Raw genomic sequence first — 21,612 nt, 5'->3', positions numbered from 1 at the left:
ACCCTCAAGCGAGCGCGGCTCGCTGACGCTGCTCCTCGATGAACTGCGCCAGCGCGTCGATCGAGGCGAACGCCTGGCGTGCGACGTTCTCGTCGGGAATCGACACACCGAAGTTCTCCTCGATCAGGACGACGAACTCGAGTGCGTCGATCGAGTCGAGGCCGAGGCCGGCGCCGAAGATCGGCTCGGAGTCGACGATGTCGTCGGGCGAGACGTCGAGGCGCAGCCCGCTCACGAGCAGCTCCTTGGCGCGGCGTGCGATTTCCGGCTTGGTCATGGAATCTACGTGAGCCCAGGCTCGAGCCGAGCCGGTTTAGCCGATGGGATGACGCCCGTCCAACGCGCGGCGATCGAGCTTGCCGCGCGCCGTGCGCGGGATCTCGTCCACCAGGTCGATGGTACGCGGCACCTTGTAACGCGCAAGATGGCGCTCGCACGCGGCGACGATGGCGTCGCGCGTCACGTGCCGCTCGGCGGCGACGACGGCGTGCAGCGCGTCCGCGACCGGCGAGCGCGCGACCCCCGTGACCACCGCGTCGCGCACGCCGGGCACGGAGCGGATCACGCGCTCGACCTCGACCGGGTAGACCTTGCGGCCGCCGACGTTGACCACGTCGCGCACCCGGCCGACGAGCCGCAGCCGCCCGCGCCCGTCGAGCGCGCCCAGGTCCGCGGTGAGGAAGCTGCCGCCGCCGAGCTCGACGCCGCCGCCGCCCGAGCCCGCGGGGTGGTACCCCGTCGCCGTCGAGCGGCTGAGGACGCGCACCCGGCCGACGCCGTCCTCGTCGGGCTGCTCGAGCACGACGCGCACGCCCTCGAGCGGGGTCCCGACGCAGCCCTCGGGGACTTCGGACGTACCCTCGCGGTCGAAGGCGATGCCGCCGCACTCCGTCGAGCCGTAGAACGTCCGCGGACGGACCCCGAACGCCGCAGCGAAGCGCTCGCGGGCCGCGACCGGCAGCGGCGCTCCGGCGGAGATCACGAGGCGCAGGTCGGGCAGCCCGACGTGCGCCGAGCGCGCGAGCACGTCGAGAAGAAACGGCACCGTCGGCAGCACGGTGACGCGCGCGTCGCGCGCGACCGCGAGCAGGCGGCGCGGCGTCAGGTCGCGCGACAGCACGGCCGGCATGCCGTCGCGCAGCAGCGTCAGCACGACGTTGTCGAACGCGTACGAGTGCGCGAGCGGGATCGTCACGAGATTGCGGTCTGCGGGCTCGAGCCCCATGGTCGCGACGATCTGCGCGACGCCGACCTCGAGCGCTGCACTCGTCAGCGCCACCGCGCGCGGCTCGCCGGTGCTGCCCGACGTCACCTTGAGCAGCGCGGTGTCCGGCGCGAGCGCATGCGCGTCGTGCTCGAGCGGCTCGATCGCGAGCGGCCGATCGGGCACCTCGCCGGAACGCACGACGAGCGACGCGCCGACGGTGCGGCAGAGCTGTGCGAGCGCCGCTGGCGCGACGTCGTGATCGACCGGCATCGGCACCAGGTCCGCTTGCCAGCAGGCGAGCACCGCCGCGATCAGCGGCGCGCCGTTCGGCAGCTGGATCGCGACGATCGCCGGCTTCTGCGCGTGCGTCGTCGAGCGCGCGAGGCGCTCGGCGAGCGCGTCCGCCTCGCGCGCCAGCACGTCGCGCGTCACGACGCGATCGGCGTCCGCGTCAAGTATCGAAGCTGCGTCCGGCTGCGCTCGGCGCAGCGCGGCGAAGCGCTCGACGAAGAAGCCTGCGCGACCCGAATTCGATGATCTCTGTTGCTGCACGGTGCTGCTTGGTCCAGTATTCTCTCGGCATCGAGATGGAAAGGGAGCTGTCCGGGAAGCGGGCGCTCGTGACCGGCGCGAGCCGTGGCATCGGGCTCGCCGTCGCTCGCCGCTTGGCCCGCGCCGGAGCGCGGGTGGCGATGAACGCCGGGCACTCGCGAGAGCGGCTGCTGGCGGCCGCGGCGGAGGTCGAAGGCAGCCTCGCCTGCTTCGCCGACGTCGGCGACCCAGCGGCCGTCGAAGCGATGCTCGACACCATCAAGAGCGAGTTCGGCGGTCTCGACATCCTGGTCAACAACGCCGCCGTCACGCGCGACGCGCTGGTGATGCTGATGCGCCCCGAGGCGTGGAGCGAGGTGCTGCGCGTCGACCTCGAGGGCGCCTTTCATTGCGCGCGCGGCGCGCTGCGCATGATGATCGCGGGCCGCTACGGACGCATCGTCAACGTCGTGTCGCCGGCCGGCTTCTTCGGCAAGGCCGGCGCGTCGAACTACGCGGCAGCAAAAGGCGCGCTGCTCGCGTTCAGCAAGTCACTCGCCGCCGAGGCGGGACGCTACGGGATCACCGTCAACGCGCTCTGCCCCGGCTACGTCGACACCGAGCTCATCGCCGGCATGCCGGCCGACGAGCGCACGGACATCGAGCGGCGCATCCCGCTCGGCCGCTTCGCGACGCCGGACGACATCGCGGACGCCGTCGCGTTCCTGGTCTCCGACCAGGCGCGCTACGTCACCGGCGCGACGCTCGTGGTCGACGGCGGGCTGACGATGCTCTGAGATGGCCGCGGAGCTCGGAACCCGGCCTCGCGTCGTCGTGACCGGCATGGGCGCCGTCACGGCGGCAGGTACCGGCGTACCGGCGCTGCGCGCGGCGCTGCACGGCGACACGACCTGCATCGGGCCCGTGACGCTCTTCGACACGAGCGGGCTGCGCGTGCACGTCGCGGGCGAGGTGCGCGACCTGCCCGCGCCGTCGCTGCTGTCGCGCGCGGCCGCGCGACGCGCCTCGCGCTCCGATCGCTTCGCGCTGCTGGCGCTCGAGGAGGCTTTGCGCCAGAGCGGCCTCGAGCTGCCGTTCGCACGTCCCGAGCGCGTCGCGGTCGCGGTCGGCAGCTCGACGGGCGGGATGCTGGAGACCGAATCGTACCGGCGCGCCAGCTCGACCCAAGGTGAAGTGCGTCGCTGGCGTCCGCACCTCGCCGCGGCCACCGTGGCGTCGCCGAGCGTGCTGATCGCCGCGACGACCGGCGCGCTCGGACCGCGCTCCGCGCCCTCGACCGCGTGCTCGAGCGGCGCGATCGCGCTCGCGATGGGTGCTGCGTGGATCCGCGCCGGCGCAGCGGACGTGGTGCTCGCCGGTGGCACGGACGCGCTGGCGCGCATGACGTTCTCGGGCTTCCACGCGCTGCAGGCGCTGAGCCCGGAGCCTTGTCGGCCGTTCGACGGGCGCCGCCAGGGTCTGTCGCTCGGCGAGGGCGCCGGCATGCTGGTGCTCGAGTCGGAGGAGCACGCGCGGGCGCGCGGCGCGCGCGTGCTGGCGGAGCTCGCCGGCGCCGGCATGTCGTGCGACGCGTCGCACCCGACGGCGCCACACGCCGAAGCGCGCGGCGCGGCGCTCGCGCTCGAAGCCGCGCTGCGCGACGCCGGCACGAAGCCGGACGAGGTCGACTACGTCAACGCGCACGGCACCGGCACGCCGCAGAACGACGCGAGCGAGACGCTCGCGCTGAAGCGCGTGCTCGGCGAGGCGGCGGGACGCATCGCGGTCTCGTCGACCAAGTCGCTGATCGGACACCTGCTCGGCGCCGCGGGCGCGGTCGAGGCGATCGTCAGCGTGCTCGCGATCGAGGATCGCTTCGCGCCGCCGACGCTGCACCTCGTCGAGCGCGATCCGGCGTGCGACCTCGACTACGTGCCGGGACGCGGACGACCGCTCGACATTCGCACGGCGGTCTCGAACTCGTACGGCTTCGGCGGCAACAACTGCTCGCTCGTGCTGCGTCGCGCATGAAGGACCCGGTCGTCGTCAGCGGAATCGGCGTCGTGAGCCCGCTCGGCACCGGGCGTGACGCTGCGTGGCGCGCGTTTGCCGCCGGCGAGAGCGGCATTCGCGTGCTCGCCGAGGGCGACGATCGGCTCGCGACCGGCGTCGATCCGAATCCGCTTCCGGCGCTCGGCCGCGCCGGCTGGGTGCGCGGCTTTCGTCCGCGCGAGCACGTGCGCTCGCCGCACCTGCGCCGGATGGACTGGTGCTCGCGCATGCTGGTCGCGGCCGTGCGTCAAGCATTTGCGGACGCGGCGCTCGAGCCGCTCGCGGAGGACGCGCGGCCGCGCACCGCGCTCGTCGTCGGCTCGGCGTACGGCAACCAGCGCGAGACGGAGATCTACCTCGACCGCGTGCTCACGAACGGCCTCGGCGCGGCGCAGCCGATGCTGTTTCCGAACCTCGTGCTCAACGCGGCCGCGGGCTACGCGGCGATCGAGCTCGGCATCGAGGGTCCGAACCTCTGCGTCGCCGAGCACGAGGCGTCGGGCGAGTCCGCGATCGCGGCGGCGTGGGACCTGCTCGCGTCGGACGCCTGCGACGTCGTGTGCGCGGCGGGCGTCGACGAGATGAGCAACTTCCTCGTCGACCAGCTCACGCGGCGACGGCTGCTGCATCCGGAGAGCATGACCGAGGAGCGACGCCAGCGCGCCGAGCGGACGGGCCGGGGCGCGAGGGGACGCGTGGTTCCGGGGGAGGGCGCCGCGGCGCTCGTGCTCGAGCGCGCCTCGCACGCGCGCGCCCGCGGTCGAGCGGCGAGCGTCGAGCTCGTCGCGGCGTGCGTCGCGAGCGCGCCCGCGTCGGCGTACGAGTTTCCGCGCGACGCCGACGCGGCGGCGGCACGCCTGCTCGCGGTCGCGGGTCTCGAGCCGGGCTCGGTCGACGGCGTCGTCGGCGGGCCGACCGGCATCGCGTCGCGCGACGCCATCGAAGCGGCCGTGCGGCAACGGCTTGCCGGCAGCGACGCATCTCACGTCGCCTGCTGCGACTTCCGGCGCCTCGTCGGCGACTGGAACGCGGCCGGGGCGCTCGGCGCGGCGCTCGCGGCGCTCGCGCTCGAGCGCGGCCTCCTGCCGCTCGGCGACGCGGGCGAGCAGGTCACGTCACCGGCGCCGCGCAGGCTGCTGGTCGCGGGCGTGGCGCGCGGCGGCGCGCTCGTGCCGCTCGTCTTCGGCCGCGCCGAAGACCGTCGCGGCTGACGATTCGCGGCAGCGCGCCGCCGGCCGGCGACTTCAGCGCGAGCGACAGCGCGGCGCGCGCGTTTGCGCGGTGACACCGAACGGCAACGGCACGAGGTGTCGTGGAGCGCGTCCTGCGTCCGTGCGGCAACGTATCACAGTGACATGTCTCGCTCGCTCTCGGCGGCGCGACAGAACGCGGCACTCCATCCGGCGTCGCGCAACGTTCGCGCTCCGCATTGAAGAAAAACGTCATATTCGCGCGCCGTCCGCTCGTCTCATGAGCAGTGTGGCCCCGAGACACCGCACGCGGTGACGCCTGGCACCCGAATTGCGGGAGAGATGGCAAACGTCAGGAGGACGACTCATGGCACCAACGGTCACGCTGCTCGAACTGGTTTCCGCGATCGGCGAGTACGCGCGCTCGGAGAACGAGCTCATCGCGGCCACCGTCTACATGGTGAACTCGGGCGCGGTCCGGCTCGGCGGCAACTTCCGTGGTGCTCGATTCGACCTGCGCAGCCTCGGCATGACGCCGCGGCTCTCGGACGTCTGACCGGGGATTACGAGTGGAGCAAACGGTGCAAATTGCCAGCACACGCCAGCGCTTCTACGTGGCGGGACAGCAGATCGAGCTCTGGGAGCACCCGGATCTGCCGTTCGGCTGCGCGTTGAACGACCTCGAGGCCTACTGCCTCAACGCCCGCTGGGAGCTGCTGTTCAATGCGATGGTCCTCGCAGCGCTCGCGCTGCAGGAGGACGAGGACACCGGGAGCGCGCCGACGCGCTTTGCCTGGGCGCTCGACGGTGTCGCCGCCCCGAGCGAAGAGGACGTCCCGGGGCACTGAGCTCGGCTGGCCAATCCGCCCCCAGCATTTCAATTTCTGCGCACGCGCCGGGTGACTCTGCGCGCGCATCAGCCGAGCACGCTGCGCACGAGCCGCAACGCCTCGGCGACCGACCAGGCCTGAAACGGACAGCCGCGCGGCTCGAACGGCGGCTCGGCGTCGGTGATCTCCGACACGTGCCCGAGACCTGCGTCGCGCAGGTGGCTCAAGAGCGGCGTCAAGAACTTCCTTCGCGCAGCGTGCCGCGCCTCGGGCGTCGCGCCGCGCACCCGCACCCAGGCCTCGACGAACGGGCCGAGCAGCCACGGCCAGACGGTGCCCTGATGGTAGGCGCCGTCGCGCGCCGCGACGCCGCCCTCGTAGCGCGGCGCGTACCCCGGCTCGCCGGGCGCGAGCGATCTCAGACCGAGCGGCGTCCAGAGTCTGGATTCCACACCGTCGACCACCCGTCGGGCGCGCTCCTCGTCGAGCAGAACGAGCGGTAGCCCACCGACGGCGAGGATCTGGTTGGGACGGAAGCTCGCGTCGACGGCACCCGCGTGACCGTCCGCGTCGACGACGTCGTAGAGGCAGCCGGCTTCTTCGTTCCAGAAGCGTTCGACGAAGCTCGCGCGCCCGCGCCGAAGAAGCTGCCACCAGCGCTCCGAGCGCTGTCCCGCGACGTGCAGCGCCGCAAGCCACAGCGCCTGGACCTCGACCGGCTTGCCGATCCGCGGCGTCACGACCCAGTCGCCAACCTTGGCGTCCATCCAGGTGAGCTGGACACCGGGCTCGCCCGCGAACAGCAGCCCGTCCGCGTCGTCGAGGCCGATGTGGTAGCGCGTGCCCGCGGCGTAGCCGGAGACGATCGCCTCGATCGCGCGCCACATCGCGTCCGTGTCGGACGCCGAAACGCGGAAACCTGCGGCGTCCGCGGCGCCGAGGAAGTCGTGCACCGCGATCACGAACCAGAGCGCGGCGTCGACCGAGTTGTACTCGAGCGCCTCGCCGTGGTCGGCGAAGCGGTTCGGCAGCATGCCGTCCGAGACGACCTCGGTCCACGCGCGCAGGACGTCACGTGCGACGTCGAACCTTCCGGTCGCGAGGCACAGGCCGCGGACGCTGATGAAGGTGTCGCGTCCCCAGTCGCCGAACCAGGGGTAGCCCGCGATGATGCTCGCGCCGGGCGGGCGCGCGACGACGTACTGGTCGGCCGCGAGCGTGAGCGTCCGCTCGAGCTCGTGCTCGGTCGGCACCGCGGCGACGAGCGCGCGGCGGCGCTCGATCTCGCGCGCGAGCAACGCCGGCGCCTCGGGCGCCGCGTGTTGCTCGAGGCCCGCGACCAGCGACGCGCGCTCGCGCGTCGTCAGGTCGTAGTGCAGCGTGAACGGCTGGTAGAGGTCCTCGCGGAAGTCGAGGCCGCGCTCGCGCTCCACGGCGTACTCGAAGTTGCGGTACCAGAAGCCGCTCCGATCGATCGTCTGCGCGTCGTGCGCGAAGCGCAGCTCGGGGAGACCCGGATACGGCGTCACGCTCGCGACCCCGTCGCCCTGCGCGACGCGGCGATCGAGCGCGGGGTTCTCGTGGGTCAGCGCGTGGAAGTCGCGGAACGAGATCAGCGGCCGCACCTCGAGCGTCACCGGGCCCGCGGGCGTCGCGCGGCCGGTCGTGGGTCGCACGACGTAGCTCACCACGACGGTGTTCTCGCCGTGCACCATCGCCACCGACTTCTGCAGCTCGAGACCGCCCGCGACGTAGACGAACACCGGGAACGGATCGAGCCGGAACTCCGTCAAGTATGCGTAGCCCTGCGGGTGGACGACGCCGGGATACTGGTTCGCGGACAGCTCGAAGCGCTGCCCCGCGACGACCAGCGTCTCCTCGAGCCTCGCGAGCAGCGCGTAGCGATCCGCGGGCGGGTGCAGCGCGGCCGTCAAGAGCCCGTGGTAGCGCCGCGTGTTGAGCCCGACGATCGTCGACGAGGCGAAGCCGCCGAGGCCGTTGGTCTCGAGCCACTCGCGGCGCAGCGCCTGGCGCAGATCCCGGCAGACGTGGTGATCGAAGCGGATCATCGGGTGCCGGCCCAACAAAGGCGACGTCGCGGGTCAGGGCAAGCGCTCCGCGGCTCGGCGATGCCCGAACGAGGCCGGAGCGAGGATCGAGCGTCGCCCGAGGGCTCGCGGCTCGCGCGTTCGCCGGCCGGCGCGGCGCGTTTCGCCGGGGACGTCTTGCGCCCCCGCCCGCAGCCCGACAGGCTCGAAGCGTGGCTCGGCACGCCAAACCCGATCCGTCCCGTCTCGACGGCCAGTGCGCGCTGGTGACCGGCGGCGACGGCGGCATCGGCAGCGAGGTGTCGCGCGCGCTCGCGCAGGCGGGCGCCGCGGTCGCCGTCAACTATCGAACGAACGCCGACGCCGCGCAGGCGCTGGTCGACGAGATCCGCGCGACCGGCGCCCGCGCGCTCGCGGTCCGCGCCGACGTCACGCGCGAGGACGACGTGCTGGCGATGGTCCGGCGCGTCGAGGACGAGCTCGGTCCGCTCGACGTCTTGATCAACAACGCCGGCGTGCAGCGCGACGCCGCCTTCCACGAGATGTCGCTCGAGGACTGGAACACGGTCATCGCCGTGAACTTGACCGGGCAGTTCCTGTGCGCGCGGGAGGCGACGCGCGCGTTTCTGCGCCACGGCGTGCGTTCCCTGGTTTCGCGCTCCGCGGGCAAGATCGTCTTCGTCTCGTCGGTGCACGACGTCATCCCGTGGGCCGGCCACGCCAACTACGCGGCAGCAAAGGGCGGGCTCGCGATGCTGATGAAGACGCTCGCGCAGGAGCTCGCCGCGCATCGGATCCGCGTCAACGCCGTGAGCCCGGGCGCGATCCGCACGCCGATCAACCGCGACGCCTGGGAGACGCCCGAGGCGGAAGGACGCCTGCTCGAGCTCATCCCCTACGGGCGCATCGGCGAGCCGACCGACGTCGGGCGCGCGGTCACGTGGCTCGTATCCGACGCGGCGGACTACGTGGTGGGTGCCACGCTCTACGTCGACGGCGGCATGACGCTCTACCCGTCGTTCATCGGCAACGGCTGAAAAACGCCGCGCCCCGACCCACTTCGGGTCCCGCGTTCGCCATTTGCCGCGAACTGCCGATATTCCTCTTCGTCATGACGACCGAGCACGACCGGCTGCGCGAGGGTGGCCGCTGGAAGCTTTGGGGCCCGTACCTTTCCGAGCGCGCCTGGGGAACGGTGCGTGAGGACTACAGCCGAGACGGCTGCGCCTGGGAGTACTTCTCCCACGACGTCGCGCGCTCGCGGACGTACCGCTGGAGCGAGGACGGGCTCGCCGGGATCTGCGACGAGCTGCAGCGTCTGTGCTTCGCGCTCGCGCTGTGGAACCGCAAGGATCCGATCCTCAAGGAGCGTCTCTTTGGCTTGACGGGAAACGAGGGCAACCACGGCGAGGACGTCAAGGAGCTCTACTTCTACCTCGACTCGACGCCGACCCACTCGTACATGAAGATGCTCTACAAGTACCCGCAGGCGGCGTTCCCCTATACGGATCTGGTCGAGACCAACCGCAAGCGCAGCAAGCTCGATCCCGAGTACGAGATCCTCGACACCGGCGTCTTCGACGGCGGGCGCTACTTCGACGTCTTCGTCGAGTACGCGAAGGCCTCACCCGAGGACGTGCTGATCCGCATCGAGGCGGTGAACCGTGGACCCGACGCGGCCGAGCTGCACCTGCTGCCGACGCTCTGGTTCCGCAACACCTGGCGCTGGGACGGCGTCGCGCGGCAGCGCCCGCTGCTGCGCCGCGCCCCGGAAACCGCGCCGGCGCTGGTCGCCGAGCATCCGGAGCTCGGCACCTACCGTCTGAGCTGCGGTCCGACGTCGCTGAACGGCGCACCCGCCGTGGACGAGCATCCGGAGCTGCTGTTCACCGAGAACGAGACCAACTTCGAGCGCGTCTTCCGCTGTCCGAACCCGCAGCCATACGTCAAGGACGCTTTTCACGCGTACGTCGTCGACGGACGGCGCGACGCCGTCAATCCGCTGCTCGAGGGCACCAAGGCGGCCGCGCACTACCGCTTCGAGATCGCGCCCGGGGCGTCCGCGACGCTGCGCCTACGGCTGACGCGGGACGAGGACGGCGCGACCGCCATCGCGCCCGACACGATCGACGCCTTCGACGGCGTCGTGCAGGAGCGTCGCGCGGACGCCGACGCGTACTTCGCGACGCTTCACCCGGAAGGGCTCGACGAGGACGAGCGGCGCATCCAGCGTCAAGCACTTGCGGGGCTTCTCTGGTCGAAGCAGTTCTTCCACTACAACGTCGATCGCTGGCTGAAGGGCGATCCGGGCGAGCCGCCGCCGCCGCCGGAGCGGCTACGCGGCCGCAACTGCAACTGGCGGCATCTCGACGCGATGGACGTGCTGTCGATGCCGGACAAGTGGGAGTACCCCTGGTTCGCCGCCTGGGACCTCGCCTTCCACTGCATCGCGCTCGCGCTCGTCGATCCGGAGTTCGCGAAGCAGCAGCTCATCCTCCTGGGACGCGAGTGGTACCAGCACCCGAACGGCCAGACGCCGGCCTACGAGTGGGCGTTCGGCGACGTGAACCCGCCGGTGCTCGCCTGGGCCGCGTGGCGCGTCTACCAGATCGACCGCCGACACACCGGACGCCCCGACCGCATGTTCCTCGAGCGCGTCTTCCACAAGATGCTGCTCAACTTCACGTGGTGGGTGAACCGCAAGGACCGTGAGGGCAGCAACGTCTTCGAGGGCGGCTTCCTCGGCATGGACAACATCGGGGTGTTCGACCGCTCGGCGCCGCTGCCGACCGGCGGTTACCTCGAGCAGAGCGACGCGACGAGCTGGATGGGCATGTACTGCCTCAACCTGCTGCGCATCGCGCTCGAGCTCGCGCAGCAGGACCGCGCGTACGAGGACATCGCGACCAAGTTCTTCGAGCACTTCCTGCAGATCGCCGCGGCGATGAACAACATGGGCGGCCAGGGCATCGAGCTCTGGGACGAGGAGGACAGCTTCTTCTACGACGTCCTGCGCACGCCGGACGGCAAGAGCGTCCCGCTCAAGGTCCGCTCGATGGTCGGCCTGATCCCACTCTTCGCGGTGACGACGATCGAGCCCGAGGAGCTCGAGAAGCTGCCCGACTTCAAGGAGCGCCTCGAGTGGTTCCTCGAGCACCGTCCCGAGATGTCGAACCTCGTCTCGCGCTGGACCGAGCCCGGCGCCGGCGAGCGTCGCCTGCTCGCGATCCTGCGCGGCCACCGCATGAAGTGCGTCCTGCGCCGCATGCTCGACGAGAACGAGTACCTGTCGCCGTACGGCGTGCGCTCGGTGTCGCGCTACCACCTCGACCATCCGTACGTCTACGAGTTCGACGGCGCACGCTACGAGGTGCGCTACCAGCCGGCCGAGTCGACGAGCGGGCTCTTCGGCGGCAACTCGAACTGGCGCGGCCCGATCTGGTTCCCCGTCAATTACCTGCTGATCGAGGCCCTGCAGCAGTTCCACTGGTACTACTCGGACGACTTCAAGGTGGAGTGTCCGACCGGCTCGGGGATATTCTTGACGCTCGCCGAGGTCGCCGACGAGCTGTCGCAGCGGCTGATCCGCATCTTCAAGCGCGACGCCGAGGGACGGCGCGCCGTCTTCGGCCGCAACGACCTGCTGCAGCGCGATCCGCACTTCCGCGACTACCTGCTGTTCTACGAGTACTTCCACGGCGACGACGGCAGCGGGCTCGGCGCGAGCCACCAGACCGGCTGGACCGCGCTGGTCGCGAAGCTGATCCGCCAGCAGGGCATGCGGGCGGCGGAGCGTCGCCGCGTGCGCTAAGCGTCATCCGAACGGCCATGCGCGACGCTCCCTGGACGCGGCTCGTTCGCGAGCTGAAGGACGCCGGCTACGAAAGCCCGTACCTCGACCGCCTGCGCGCGCGCCTCGATCCGGCCGAAGCCTTCGTGCAGCTCGAGAAGGAGATCGTGCGCGAGATGGCGTCGGCGCTCGGGCGCACGGAGGACAAGCTCAACTACGCGCTGCTGCGGCTCGAGCTCGCGAGACGCGCGGTCGACGAGGCGACCGACGAGCGCGAGCGCGCGGCGCGCATCCGCGAGTTCAACGCCTTGCGCGAGGAGGCGCTCCAGGCGCGCCACTGGCTGCAGATCCACCGCGAGGCGATCGGCATCCGACGCAACAAGGTGCTGCTCGAGATGTACCCGATCCCGCCGAAGCGGTGAGCGTCAGCCCTGCTGCTCGTCGTGCGAGCCGAGCGTGAGCTCGACGGCGACCGCGGGACGCGCGTCGGGCGCGTCGTCGCCCTTGGAGAACGCGCCCGCGAGGACGAGCGGCGCCTCGCCGCGAAACCAGGCACGACGTCGGTAGGTCTCGCCGCGGAAGCAGGGCTTGCGGTAGACGAGCCGCGCGCGCGCCGGGAAGAGCTTGCGCAGATCGTGGCCGCGCGCCGCGAGCGCGCACGACACGAAGTCCTCCATGCTGCGCAGGTACTCCATGCCGTTGACGTGCCGGTTGGGGTCGGTCTGCGTGTAGTGCCAGACGCGCGGCTCCTCCTCGGCGAAGTCGGCGGGACGGCTCGCGGGCACGAGCTTGTCGACCGTCAGCAGGTCGATCACGCGTGACGGCGTGCGACCGAGCCCGAGCTCGCTCGGCAGCTCGGTGACGCGGCGCTTCGCCGGGTCCTCGTCGTAGCGCGTGAAGACGTTGACGAAGCGGGCGCGGCCGACCAGCGCGCCGTCCTCGCGCGACACCGTGTAGACGCCCTCGCGCGCCACGTGGCGCGTCTCGCCGTTCGCGTCGAGAGAGCGCGCGAGGTGGCTGTGGCCGCGCACGACGAGCATTGCGCGCGGCTCGAGCGCGATGTCGGTCACCTCGAGGTCGACCTGGTAGAGCGGCGTGAAGAGGCCGGTGAAGTTGGCGAAGTCCGGCGCGCCGATCCGGCGGTGCCACGAGTCGAAGTGCGCACGCGACAGGTAGCCCGAGAGCGCCGAGAGCTTGAGCGCCATGCGCTCGCTCAGGTCGGTGAAGCGCACGGGCTCGCGCAGGCGAGCGGTGAGGACGAGGTCGGCGGGATTTCCGCCGGAGCGCGTCGGCATGCGGTGCGAGCTTAGCGGACGTCCGGCGGGACGCTATCGTCCGCCCGCGAGCTGCGCGTCGAGCAATTTCGCCAGCGCCTCGGCGTCGACGCCGCCCGCGGCGGGCGATCGTTGCTGCAGCAGCTCGAGCCGCGCCCCCTCGATCCGACCGGCGACGTCGCGCGCACGCGCCACGCCGCTCTCGTCGCCGTAGGCAGCGACGATCAGCGTCGGACAGCGGATCTCGCCGAGACGCGGCGCGAGCGGCTCCGTGTGCAGCCGGTGCACGACGCGCGCGATCTCGGTGAGCGCGATGCCGTCGCCGTCCGCGTTGCGGCGCGACATCGGACCCCACACCGAGCGGGCGAGTCCCTGCAGCTTGTTGACCTCACCGGCGCGCACGACCTGCGCCCAGTCGCGCGCCGCCTTGTCGTCGAGCGCGACCAGCGGGGCGATCAAGCACAGCCCGGCGACGCGGCCCGGCGCCTCCAGCGCCGCCGCGAGGGCGACCGTCGCACCGAATCCCTGCCCGACCAGCGTCGCGCGCTCGACGGCGAGCGCGTCGAGCACCTTCAGCACGTCGGCCGCGAGGTCACCCAGCGTGTAGCTGCCCGGCGGTGCGGTCGAGAAGCCGTGGCCGCGCTGCTGCAGCGCCACCACCCGCGTCCCGCCTGCAAGCCGCTCGGCAAGCGGGCTCCAGCCGTCGGGTTCCTCGAGAAAGTCGTGCAGGCAGAACAACGTGCGCGGGCCCGAGCCCGATTCGTGCACGCGCACCGCGTGCGTCCCGAGGTCGATCTTTCGCGTCTCGCGCGTCGTCTCGCTGCTCACCGGCACCCCGCTGCCGCCGCATCCATGGCGGCGGCCCCGGGAACTTCGCCGAGCGACCGCAGCGACGCAAGCGCGCGGCCCGTCAGGCGGGCGGGGTCGCGTCGGGGCGCAGGCAGCTCTTCTCGACCATCTGCAGGACGTGGTCGACGTCGATCGGCTTGTGGACCAGCGGCACGTCGAGCGTCGGGTAGAGCCACGTGATCTCGTGCACGGCCGAGTAGAGGATCACCGGGATGTCGCGGAAGCGCTCGTCGCTCGCCTGCACGCGGCGGAACTCGATCCCGTTCATGCGCGGCATGGCGACGTCGAGCACGATGAGGCAGGGCCGCAGACCGGCTTCGAGCTGCTCGAGCGCGTCCTGCCCATCCACCGCGTACGCCACCCGATAGCCCTCGCTCTCGAGCAGCATGCCGAGGACCTCCCGGCTGTCGGGCGTATCCTCCACGACGAGGACCGGCTCTTTCGGCTTCGCTCCGTGCATCGACATCGCATCCTCCACGCCGCCCTCGGGCGGCCCGCGGCGCGCCGTGCGACGGCGTTGGCGCACGCTTTCCATCCTGCGCCGCGGCACGGCCTCGTGGAGCAAGCCTCGCGCCAGTGTGGTCCGGCATCGAGCGCTGCGCGGTTGCGAGGTCGTGAGTGCGGCAACGCGGTTGGACCCGCAACGGCGCTTTCTAGAATTTTCAGCGTCGCGGGCAGAATTGCGCAACGAAGTGCAGCATCTCCGTGAAGTCGCCCTTCTCGAAGCCGCCGGCGACGTTGAGGTGCTCGATCGCCTCGTCGATGTTCCCGACCGCCGAGTAGACCACGGTCGGGATCTTGAGCAGCTCGGGGTCGCGGAGCTGCTCGGCGCGGAACTGCCAGCCGTCCATGACCGGCATCATGAGGTCGAGGATGATCATGCACGGACGCAACCCGCCGCGCAGCATCTCGAGGGCCTCACGGCCGTGCCGGGCGGTGCGCACGCGGTAGCCCTCGGTGTCGAGAACCGCCGCGATCGCCTCGCGCACGCTGTCCTCGTCCTCGATGAGGAGGACGAGCGGCGTCGGAAGCGTGTGCCCCCGCGCGCGCGAGCTTTCGTCCTTCGACTCCATGCAGTTGCTCGCGGTCCGAGACTATCCGAGCCACGGGACGGCGAGAAGTACGTGTGAACACGGAGCCGCGAGCGAGCGCCGCGCCAAGCGAGTGAAGGCCGCAGATCCGACGCTCGTCCGCGTCGCGCGCGGGCCTGGCGCCCGCACGGCGCGTGGTGTTTCTCCACTTCGTCGCCGAGGTCACCCGGTCCTGAGCGTTCTCTGCGATACTTGACGCCGGGGACGCGGCGCCGGCGCATCCTCCAAGACCCGGACGCGCGTTTCTACACAAGCCCGCGCTTTTCCACGCCTTCGCGACCCGCCGCACCACGTCGTCGCTGACGCACCGCGCGCTGGCAGGAATCTTGTAGGCACCCGCGCAAGCGCCCCAGCGGGAGCCGGATTGCTCCAAAGGAGCAGAAAGCACAAGGCAGTGTCGCACGAGCGTCGGGAGATCGCGCCGTTCGGCAGTCGAGGAATCGCTACGCCATGGCCCGATCCATCCCCAAGAAGATCCTGATCGTCGACGACAGCCCCGACCTCTGCGAGGTGATGGCGGCGCTGTTCGAGCTGCACGGCTACTCGAGCGTGTGCGCGAACGACGGCGGCGCGGCGCTGAAGCTGCTCCACGACGGCCTGCGCCCGGCGCTCATCCTGCTCGACTGGATGATGCCCGAGGTCGACGGCGCGGCGTTTCGTCGCGCCCAGCTCGCCGACCCGGAGCTCGCGGACATCCCGGTGATCGTCGTATCGGCCGCGCCGGTCGAAGCGCTCCGCGAGGGCGCGCCGCTCGTGCCGTCGATCGTGCGCAAGCCGGTGGACGTCGATCTGCTGTTCTCGCTGGTCGCGGCGCACGTTCGCTGAGCGTTCGGGGCATCGCACGCCGCCAGCGTTGGTCCGCCGCGTCACGGCGCCGGTGTCGTGATCGGCGATCCCGCCGCGGCCGTCTATGCTTGATGATCGTCGCCGCGCGGGCCGTGGCCGCGCGGCGACGATCGCCGTCCGTCCATGCTGCTGCGCCTCGCCCGCGTCCTCCGCGCGTCGCGCTTGGAAGTTCTTACGGATGCGCACGCAGCGTCGCTTGACCGTCGGCGTGCGCGGCAGAAGCGAGAGCATTGTCGATTCGCGTGCTTGCTGGGCGATCGTCGGTCGCGTGAGCACGCGGCACCACCCTTGCTGCTCTCCACGCTCGTGGCGTCGATCACGAGACAGCGCGGCGTCCTCGTCGTCGCCCAGGACGTGAACCTGGCGCAGGTGCTGGACGAGGCCGTGAGCCAGGCCGGCTACCGACCGACGCTCGTCGATTGCGCCGCCGACGCGCGCCGCTTGCTCGAAGCGGGGCTCAAGCCGTGCGTCGTGCTGGTCGCGATGAGCGCGGAGGACGAAGGACGCGAGTTCCTCCGCCGGCACAACGAGGATCCCAGGACGGCGACCATTCCCGTGATCTTCTTCTCGTCCGCCGGGACCGGGAACCACGCGCCGTCGCCGATCGTGTCGGCGCTGGTCGCGTTCGTCGAACGCTACTGTCACGCGGAGGGAACGCCTCGGTGAGCACTCTGGAGCTGGGCTACAAGCTTTCGTCCGAGGAGTTCGATGCGCGCGAGCTCGTCGAGCTCGCGGTACGCGCCGAGGAGACCGGCTTCGGCTTCGCGTTGATCTCCGACCACTTCCACCCGTGGATCGATCGTCAAGGGCACAGCCCGTTCGTCTGGGCCGTGCTCGGCGCGATCGCGCGCGCGACCAGCGCGCTGCGCGTCGGCACCGCGGTGACGTGTCCGACGATGCGCGTGCATCCGGCGATCGTCGCGCAGGCCGCCGCGACCACCGCGGCGCTGATGCCGGGGCGCTTCTTCCTCGGCGTCGGCACCGGCGAGAACCTGAACGAGCACGTCGTCGGTCGCGGCTGGCCGGCTGCCGATCAGCGCGTCGAGATGCTCGAGGAGACGATCGAGGTCCTGCGTCTCTTGTGGGGCGGCAAGCTCGAGACCCACCGCGGCAAGCACTTCACGGTCGAGAACGCGCGCCTCTACTCGCTGCCCGAAACGCCGCCCGAGATCATGGTCGCGGCGAGCAAGCCCGGCGCGGCGCGGCTCGCGGGACGCCTCGGCGACGCGCTGATCAGCGTCGCGCCCGATCGCGAGCTCAAGCGCACGTTCGAGAAGGCCGGCGGGCGCGGCAAGCCCGCGTACATCGAGATCACCGTCTGCGTCGACGACGACGAGGCGCGGGCGCGCAAGACCGCGCACGAGATCTGGTCGCTCGCCGCATTGCCCGGAACGCTCATGACCGAGCTCGCGCTGCCGTCGGACTACGAGGCCGCGTTCGAGCCGATCAGCGAGGACGCCGTCGCCGAGCAGGTCGTCTGCGGCGCAGATCCGGAGAAGCACGTCGCGAAGATCGAGGAGGCGCGCGACGCGGGCTTCGAGCACGTGTGCGTGCACCAGGTCGGGCCCGACCAGGAGCGCTTCTTCGCGTTCTACGCGTCCGAGGTGATGCCGCGGCTGGGTCGCGCGAGCGGACGCGGCGGCGCCGAGGCACGGCCGCGCAAGCCGATGCGCGCGGAGCGCGGCGAGCAGCCGGTGCGGCGGCAAGCCGCTGGCGCCGCGCAGCGGGCCGTTCCGCGTCGCGGACGCTGATCGTCGGCGCCTTCCCCCGGATCGTCGACTTCGCCCTGATCGATCGGCGCCGGTGCTGATCCGTCGCTCCTGTCGCTGATCGACCGGCCGACGCACCGCTGATCGGCGGCGCCGGCCCCGGCGCGCCGCTTCCACGCGCGCGCTTGCGGAGCACGCATGGCATCCGCGCATCATGACACTCCACGCGCTTCAGGATGCGCGGTTTTCTGCCGATCTGCGCCTCGAGAGCGCGTCAAGCGTCTGATGGCTGCTTGACGAGCGGGGTCTCAATCGGCAGAACGTCCAGCGCGATCGTGCTGCAACGGCACGGGAGCAGCCGGTCTCTGCGGGGAGGCCGGGGAGGGCCAGCGCGCACCTGATGGCGCGAGGGGTAGTGACATGCGGAAGTTTCTCACGGGTGGTCTCGTCGCTCTAGCCTTGTCCGCGGCGAGCGACGCTTCGGCGATCGTCGTCAAGCGAAATCTCGACGTCAAGCAAACGGCGCCGCGCATCAAGGTGGATACCCTCGGTCAGGTGGCGAAGCAGCCACAGCCCGAGTTCTCCGCCCAGGTCGTCGACCCGGCGCACTGCAACTACGAGTACGTCGACGTCGAGGCGCGCATGATCGTGCGCAGCCAGCTCAAGATGACCTGCCCGATCCGGCAGTAACCGGACGCCGAAGATCCGCGCGCGGACGCCTGGCCGGCGTCCGCCGACCCTCCACCGTCGAGCAACGGAACGCGTCCCGCGGATCCGACCGTTCTCGTTTGCTCGATTCACTGCATCCATTCGCGTAAGCGCGCAAATTCATCGTTGACCGTCGGCGCGCAATCTTGATAGGGCCGCCGCACGGCCATGTTCCGGTTCATCGTACTCGGGCTCCTGCGGCACGGCGGCGCGTATCATGGCTACGCGCTCATGAAGGCCTACCGCAGCCGCACCGGGGTCCAGATGAGCACCGGGACGTTCTACCGCGAGCTGCAGCACCTCGTCGCCGACGGCCTCGTTCGCCTGGTCGCGCGCGCGCCGGACGTCGACGCCCGCCGGACGCCGTACGAGATCACGCCCGCGGGCTGCGAGGAGTTCGACCGCTGGCTCGTCCGCCCGCCGCTCGTCGCGCTCGGCGGCGACGACGAGATCACGGCCCGCACGATGTTCCTGCCGCAGGCCGCTCCCGACGTCGCGCGGCGGATGATCGACGCCTGGAAGGAAGAGCTCTGGCTGCTCAGCAAGAAGATCGAGCGCGGGCGCCAGCTCGAGATCCAGCGCTGCGCGGCCGAGGGCACTCCTTTTTCGATCTTGACGCTGCTGCTCGCGCGGCGGCTCAAGCACCTCGCCGGCGACATGGAGTACCTCGACGAGCTGCAGGCGGCGCTGACCGAGCTCGAGCGCACGGGTCAGGCCGCGCAGCCGGCGCCGGCGCCCGTCGCGGAGCCCGAGAGGACGGACGAGAAGCGTGCCCGCGTGACGGACGACAAGCGCGCTCGCGTGCGGCTCAGCGCCGCCACGCGCCGCCGCTCCGCGCACCCGTAGCGGGTCCGCGCACCCCGTAGCCGATCCGGCGACGCGCAGGAGGCGGGCTCACTCGTAGCGCAGCAGCGTCGCGGCCGACATCCGCCCGGCGCGCACCGCGGGCACCGCCGCGCCCAGCAGGCACGCGGCGATGCCGAGCAGCGCCGCGACCAGCGCCGTCGTGTACGTCGGGTCGAAGACGACGTTCCAGCCGAGCGCGAGCCGCACCACGCCTTCCACGAAGCCGAAGCTCATCGCCCAGCCGGCGGCGACGCCGAGCGCGGCGCCGACGAGCCCGATCGCGAGCGCCTGCCCGAGCACCATCCCGGTGATCGATCCGCTCGAGAGCCCGAGCGCGCGCAGCGTGCCGATCTCCTTCGCGCGCTCGGCGACGTTGGCGGCGAGCGCGTCGCCGCTGCCGAAGAGGACCACGACGAGCGTGATCAGGATCATCACGTCGTTGACCGCGAACCCCTGCCGGACGCTGTCGGCGAACCAGTTCGCGACCTGCTCGGTGCTGCGCACGCGGAGCTGGTAGGCGTCGCCGAGGCGTGCGCGGATCTCGCGCGCGACGCTCTCCGACGCCGCGTCGTCCGCGAGGACGACCTGCACCTCGTTGACGCCCGTGCGCCGCCACCAGCGCTCGTAGAGCGCGCGGCTCATCACCACGTCGCCGTTCTGCGCGAGGAAGGACGCGTTGACCACGCCTGCGAGCGGGCGCTCGAGCGTGCCGGTCGGCGTCACGATCGACACCGGGTCGCCGACCCGGAGCTTCTGGCTCGTGAGGAGCTGCGCCGTGCCGAACACCGCCTCGCCGTCTGCGACGCGCCGGAGCGCGTCGTCGGCGATCGGCTGCTCGATGCGCCAGGTGCCGAAGCGCGCGTCCTGCATGCGCGCCGCATCGACCGCGAGGATGCCGACGCCCGAGCGCTCGACGAGGTCGTAGGTGATCGCGCCCACCGCGGCGACGCCCGGCACCTCGGCGATCCTCGCCATCACGTCGGCCGCGAGCTTGGTCTCGCCGGCGCCGACCGCGCTCTCGTTGTACGCCGAGTCCACCACCAGGTCGCCGCTGCGCGTCGCCATGAGCTCGTCGACCACGAAGGTCTCGAAGCTGCGGCTCGTGTTGCCCATCCAGACGACCGCCGCGATGCCGCCGAGCAGCACGCCGCCCGCGGCGACCGCGCGGCTCGGAACGATGCTCTGGTCGTGCACGCCGATCGCGACCGCGCCGCCGAGGAGCGCGTGCAGCGGACGGTCGATCGCGCGCAGCCCGGGCTGGATCAGCAGCGCGCCGGCGACCGCGAACGACACGATCACGAGCGCGCCGAGACGCCCGTCGCCGGTCGCGAGCTGCAGCGCGAGGCACGCGAGCGCGGCCGCGGGTGCGAGCCAGCGGGCGATCACCTTGGCGCGGCGCTCGGCGCGCGGCGCCCGCAGACGGCCCTTGCGCAGCACCTCGACGATGCTCGTGCGCGTCACGCGCCACGCCGGCAGCATGCCCGCGACGACACCCGCGCCGAGCCCGGCGATCGCCGCCGTCGCCGCCGGACCGAGCCGCAGCGGCACCCACGGCGCGTCGATCACCTGCTTGAAGTTGAGCGCCATCGCGTCGGCGACCGGCGCGACGATCACCTGGGCGAGGAGCCAGCCGAGCGGGATGCCGATCACGACGCCGAGCGACGACAGCAGCAGCGCCTCGACCAGCAGGTCGCGCAACAGCACCCGCGGTGACGTCCCGAGCGCGCGCATCACCCCCATCTCCCAGGTGCGCGCCTCGTAGACCGTCGCGAGCCGGTTCGAGGTGATGACCAGCGCGAGCAGCAGCGCGCAAGCAGCGACCGCGTTCATCACGAGCTGGAAGCCCGCGACCGCGCGGCGCACGTCCGCCTTGCGCTCGTCGAGACGGTGCACGTCGAGGAACGAAGGCACGCGCGCCTTCAGCGCCGCCTCGACCGCGTCGAGATCGGCGTCCGCGTCGAGCGCGACGTCGATCTGCGTGATCTTGCCTTCCTCGTCGAGCAGGCGCTGTGCGAACTCGAGGTCCATGACCACCATCTGGCCCGCGAACGCGCGCCCGACGCCCGTGTCGGCGAGCAGACCGCGCACCACCACGTCGCGCGCGCCGCCGCTCGTCTGCAGCTGCAGCCGATCGCCCAGGCGCAGCTCCTGGCGCTCGAAGAACGCGCGCGGCACGATCGCCGAGTCCGGCTGGCTCAGGAAGACGAGCGGATCCTCGATGCCGACGCTGCTGCGGCCGCGGAAGTCGTAGAGCCGCACCGACGGATCATCCAGCATGTCGACGCCGATGACCCGCACGCCGGCGCGGCCTTCGCCGCGCACGAACGCGCTGCCGACGAGCAGCGGCGCGGCGGTGCCGATCGACGGCACGTCGCGCACGAGGTCGATCATCGACTCGTCGAACGAGCCGCCGCTCGCCGCCGTGATCTGCAGGTCGGCCTTGCCGGCGAGCGCGTCGAGCGAGCGCTCGAAGCTCTCGGAGAGAGCGTGGTTCGCGAGCAGCATCGAGCTCGCGAGCGCGACGCTGAGCGCGATCACCACGACCGCGACCGCGAGCTGTCGCAGCTGCGGGCGGATCTGGTGCCAGGCGAGACGCAGGCTCTGCAGCATGGCGTCAGCTCCGAAGCGTGCCCACCGCCGC

21 protein-coding genes are annotated in these 21,612 nt (G+C 71.6%); 13 read left to right on the top strand and 8 right to left on the bottom strand.

Going from position 1 to position 21,612, the window contains the following annotated elements; genetic code table 11:
• Positions 1-4: 4 nt before the first annotated feature.
• On the bottom strand, positions 5-277 hold the full coding sequence (locus VIS07_14610) for a phosphopantetheine-binding protein (GenBank protein HEY8516737.1): 273 nt from the start codon (positions 275-277) through the stop codon (positions 5-7).
• Positions 278-313: 36 nt separating this feature from the next.
• Entirely contained in the window at positions 314-1,759 is a 1,446-nt protein-coding gene (locus VIS07_14605) for a class I adenylate-forming enzyme family protein (protein HEY8516736.1), read from the bottom strand.
• Positions 1,760-1,767: 8 nt separating this feature from the next.
• Here VIS07_14605 and VIS07_14600 point away from each other — a divergent pair, with 8 nt between their 5' ends.
• The 5 genes from VIS07_14600 to VIS07_14580 all read left to right on the top strand — a co-directional run bounded on the left by VIS07_14600 (position 1,768) and on the right by VIS07_14580 (position 5,828).
• Positions 1,768-2,535, top strand: a complete 768-nt coding sequence (locus tag VIS07_14600; GenBank protein ID HEY8516735.1) for a 3-oxoacyl-ACP reductase family protein — start codon at positions 1,768-1,770, stop codon at positions 2,533-2,535.
• 1 nt (position 2,536) lies between these two features.
• Entirely contained in the window at positions 2,537-3,769 is a 1,233-nt protein-coding gene (locus VIS07_14595) for a beta-ketoacyl-[acyl-carrier-protein] synthase family protein (GenBank protein HEY8516734.1), read from the top strand.
• Positions 3,766-5,001, top strand: coding sequence for a beta-ketoacyl synthase N-terminal-like domain-containing protein (locus VIS07_14590; protein HEY8516733.1), 1,236 nt, complete (start codon positions 3,766-3,768; stop codon positions 4,999-5,001). The genes VIS07_14595 and VIS07_14590 overlap by 4 nt, the downstream gene beginning before the upstream one ends.
• Positions 5,002-5,347: 346 nt before the next feature.
• Positions 5,348-5,536, top strand: a complete 189-nt coding sequence (locus tag VIS07_14585) for a hypothetical protein (protein HEY8516732.1) — start codon at positions 5,348-5,350, stop codon at positions 5,534-5,536.
• 25 nt (positions 5,537-5,561) lie between these two features.
• Positions 5,562-5,828, top strand: a complete 267-nt coding sequence (locus VIS07_14580) for a hypothetical protein (protein HEY8516731.1) — start codon at positions 5,562-5,564, stop codon at positions 5,826-5,828.
• Positions 5,829-5,896: 68 nt separating this feature from the next.
• Here the strand turns inward: VIS07_14580 and VIS07_14575 are convergent, their stop codons facing one another.
• Positions 5,897-7,879, bottom strand: a complete 1,983-nt coding sequence (locus VIS07_14575) for an amylo-alpha-1,6-glucosidase (GenBank protein HEY8516730.1) — start codon at positions 7,877-7,879, stop codon at positions 5,897-5,899.
• A gap of 191 nt (positions 7,880-8,070) precedes the next feature.
• On the opposite strand from VIS07_14575, the gene fabG reads away from it, so the two are divergent.
• The 3 genes from fabG to VIS07_14560 all read left to right on the top strand — a co-directional run bounded on the left by fabG (position 8,071) and on the right by VIS07_14560 (position 12,070).
• On the top strand, positions 8,071-8,895 hold the full coding sequence (gene fabG, locus VIS07_14570) for a 3-oxoacyl-ACP reductase FabG (GenBank protein HEY8516729.1): 825 nt from the start codon (positions 8,071-8,073) through the stop codon (positions 8,893-8,895).
• A 74-nt stretch (positions 8,896-8,969) separates the two neighbouring features.
• On the top strand, positions 8,970-11,669 hold the full coding sequence (locus VIS07_14565; GenBank protein ID HEY8516728.1) for a glucosidase: 2,700 nt from the start codon (positions 8,970-8,972) through the stop codon (positions 11,667-11,669).
• A gap of 17 nt (positions 11,670-11,686) precedes the next feature.
• Positions 11,687-12,070: a hypothetical protein gene (locus tag VIS07_14560; protein HEY8516727.1), complete on the top strand. Its 384-nt coding sequence runs from the start codon at positions 11,687-11,689 to the stop codon at positions 12,068-12,070.
• A gap of 3 nt (positions 12,071-12,073) precedes the next feature.
• Here the strand turns inward: VIS07_14560 and VIS07_14555 are convergent, their stop codons facing one another.
• The 4 genes from VIS07_14555 to VIS07_14540 form a co-directional block, all read right to left on the bottom strand.
• Positions 12,074-12,943, bottom strand: coding sequence for a hypothetical protein (locus tag VIS07_14555; GenBank protein HEY8516726.1), 870 nt, complete (start codon positions 12,941-12,943; stop codon positions 12,074-12,076).
• Between the two features lie 33 nt (positions 12,944-12,976).
• The gene (locus tag VIS07_14550) at positions 12,977-13,750 is read right to left on the bottom strand and encodes an alpha/beta fold hydrolase (protein HEY8516725.1); all 774 of its coding nucleotides are present in this window, start codon (positions 13,748-13,750) and stop codon (positions 12,977-12,979) included.
• A gap of 82 nt (positions 13,751-13,832) precedes the next feature.
• Complete coding sequence (locus VIS07_14545) at positions 13,833-14,237, bottom strand: response regulator (GenBank protein HEY8516724.1); 405 nt, start codon at positions 14,235-14,237, stop codon at positions 13,833-13,835.
• A 196-nt stretch (positions 14,238-14,433) separates the two neighbouring features.
• Complete coding sequence (locus tag VIS07_14540; GenBank protein HEY8516723.1) at positions 14,434-14,844, bottom strand: response regulator; 411 nt, start codon at positions 14,842-14,844, stop codon at positions 14,434-14,436.
• Positions 14,845-15,312: 468 nt separating this feature from the next.
• Here VIS07_14540 and VIS07_14535 point away from each other — a divergent pair, with 468 nt between their 5' ends.
• The 5 genes from VIS07_14535 to VIS07_14515 all read left to right on the top strand — a co-directional run bounded on the left by VIS07_14535 (position 15,313) and on the right by VIS07_14515 (position 18,971).
• Positions 15,313-15,687: a response regulator gene (locus VIS07_14535; GenBank protein HEY8516722.1), complete on the top strand. Its 375-nt coding sequence runs from the start codon at positions 15,313-15,315 to the stop codon at positions 15,685-15,687.
• A gap of 144 nt (positions 15,688-15,831) precedes the next feature.
• On the top strand, positions 15,832-16,374 hold the full coding sequence (locus VIS07_14530) for a hypothetical protein (protein HEY8516721.1): 543 nt from the start codon (positions 15,832-15,834) through the stop codon (positions 16,372-16,374).
• Complete coding sequence (locus VIS07_14525) at positions 16,371-17,459, top strand: TIGR03557 family F420-dependent LLM class oxidoreductase (protein ID HEY8516720.1); 1,089 nt, start codon at positions 16,371-16,373, stop codon at positions 17,457-17,459. The genes VIS07_14530 and VIS07_14525 overlap by 4 nt, the downstream gene beginning before the upstream one ends.
• Positions 17,460-17,837: 378 nt before the next feature.
• On the top strand, positions 17,838-18,107 hold the full coding sequence (locus tag VIS07_14520; GenBank protein ID HEY8516719.1) for a hypothetical protein: 270 nt from the start codon (positions 17,838-17,840) through the stop codon (positions 18,105-18,107).
• 186 nt (positions 18,108-18,293) lie between these two features.
• Positions 18,294-18,971 carry a PadR family transcriptional regulator gene (locus tag VIS07_14515; GenBank protein HEY8516718.1) on the top strand — a complete coding sequence of 226 codons (678 nt, stop codon included), beginning with the start codon at positions 18,294-18,296 and terminating at the stop codon, positions 18,969-18,971.
• 48 nt (positions 18,972-19,019) lie between these two features.
• On the opposite strand, the gene VIS07_14510 is transcribed toward VIS07_14515, so the two are convergent.
• Positions 19,020-21,581: an ABC transporter permease gene (locus tag VIS07_14510; protein ID HEY8516717.1), complete on the bottom strand. Its 2,562-nt coding sequence runs from the start codon at positions 21,579-21,581 to the stop codon at positions 19,020-19,022.
• Positions 21,582-21,612: the final 31 nt, after the last annotated feature.

The organism is Candidatus Binatia bacterium (assembly GCA_036563615.1).
In the GTDB taxonomy this organism is placed as follows: Bacteria; Desulfobacterota; Binatia; order UBA12015; family UBA12015; genus DATCMB01.
This window is presented reverse-complemented; position numbering and strand designations above follow the sequence as displayed.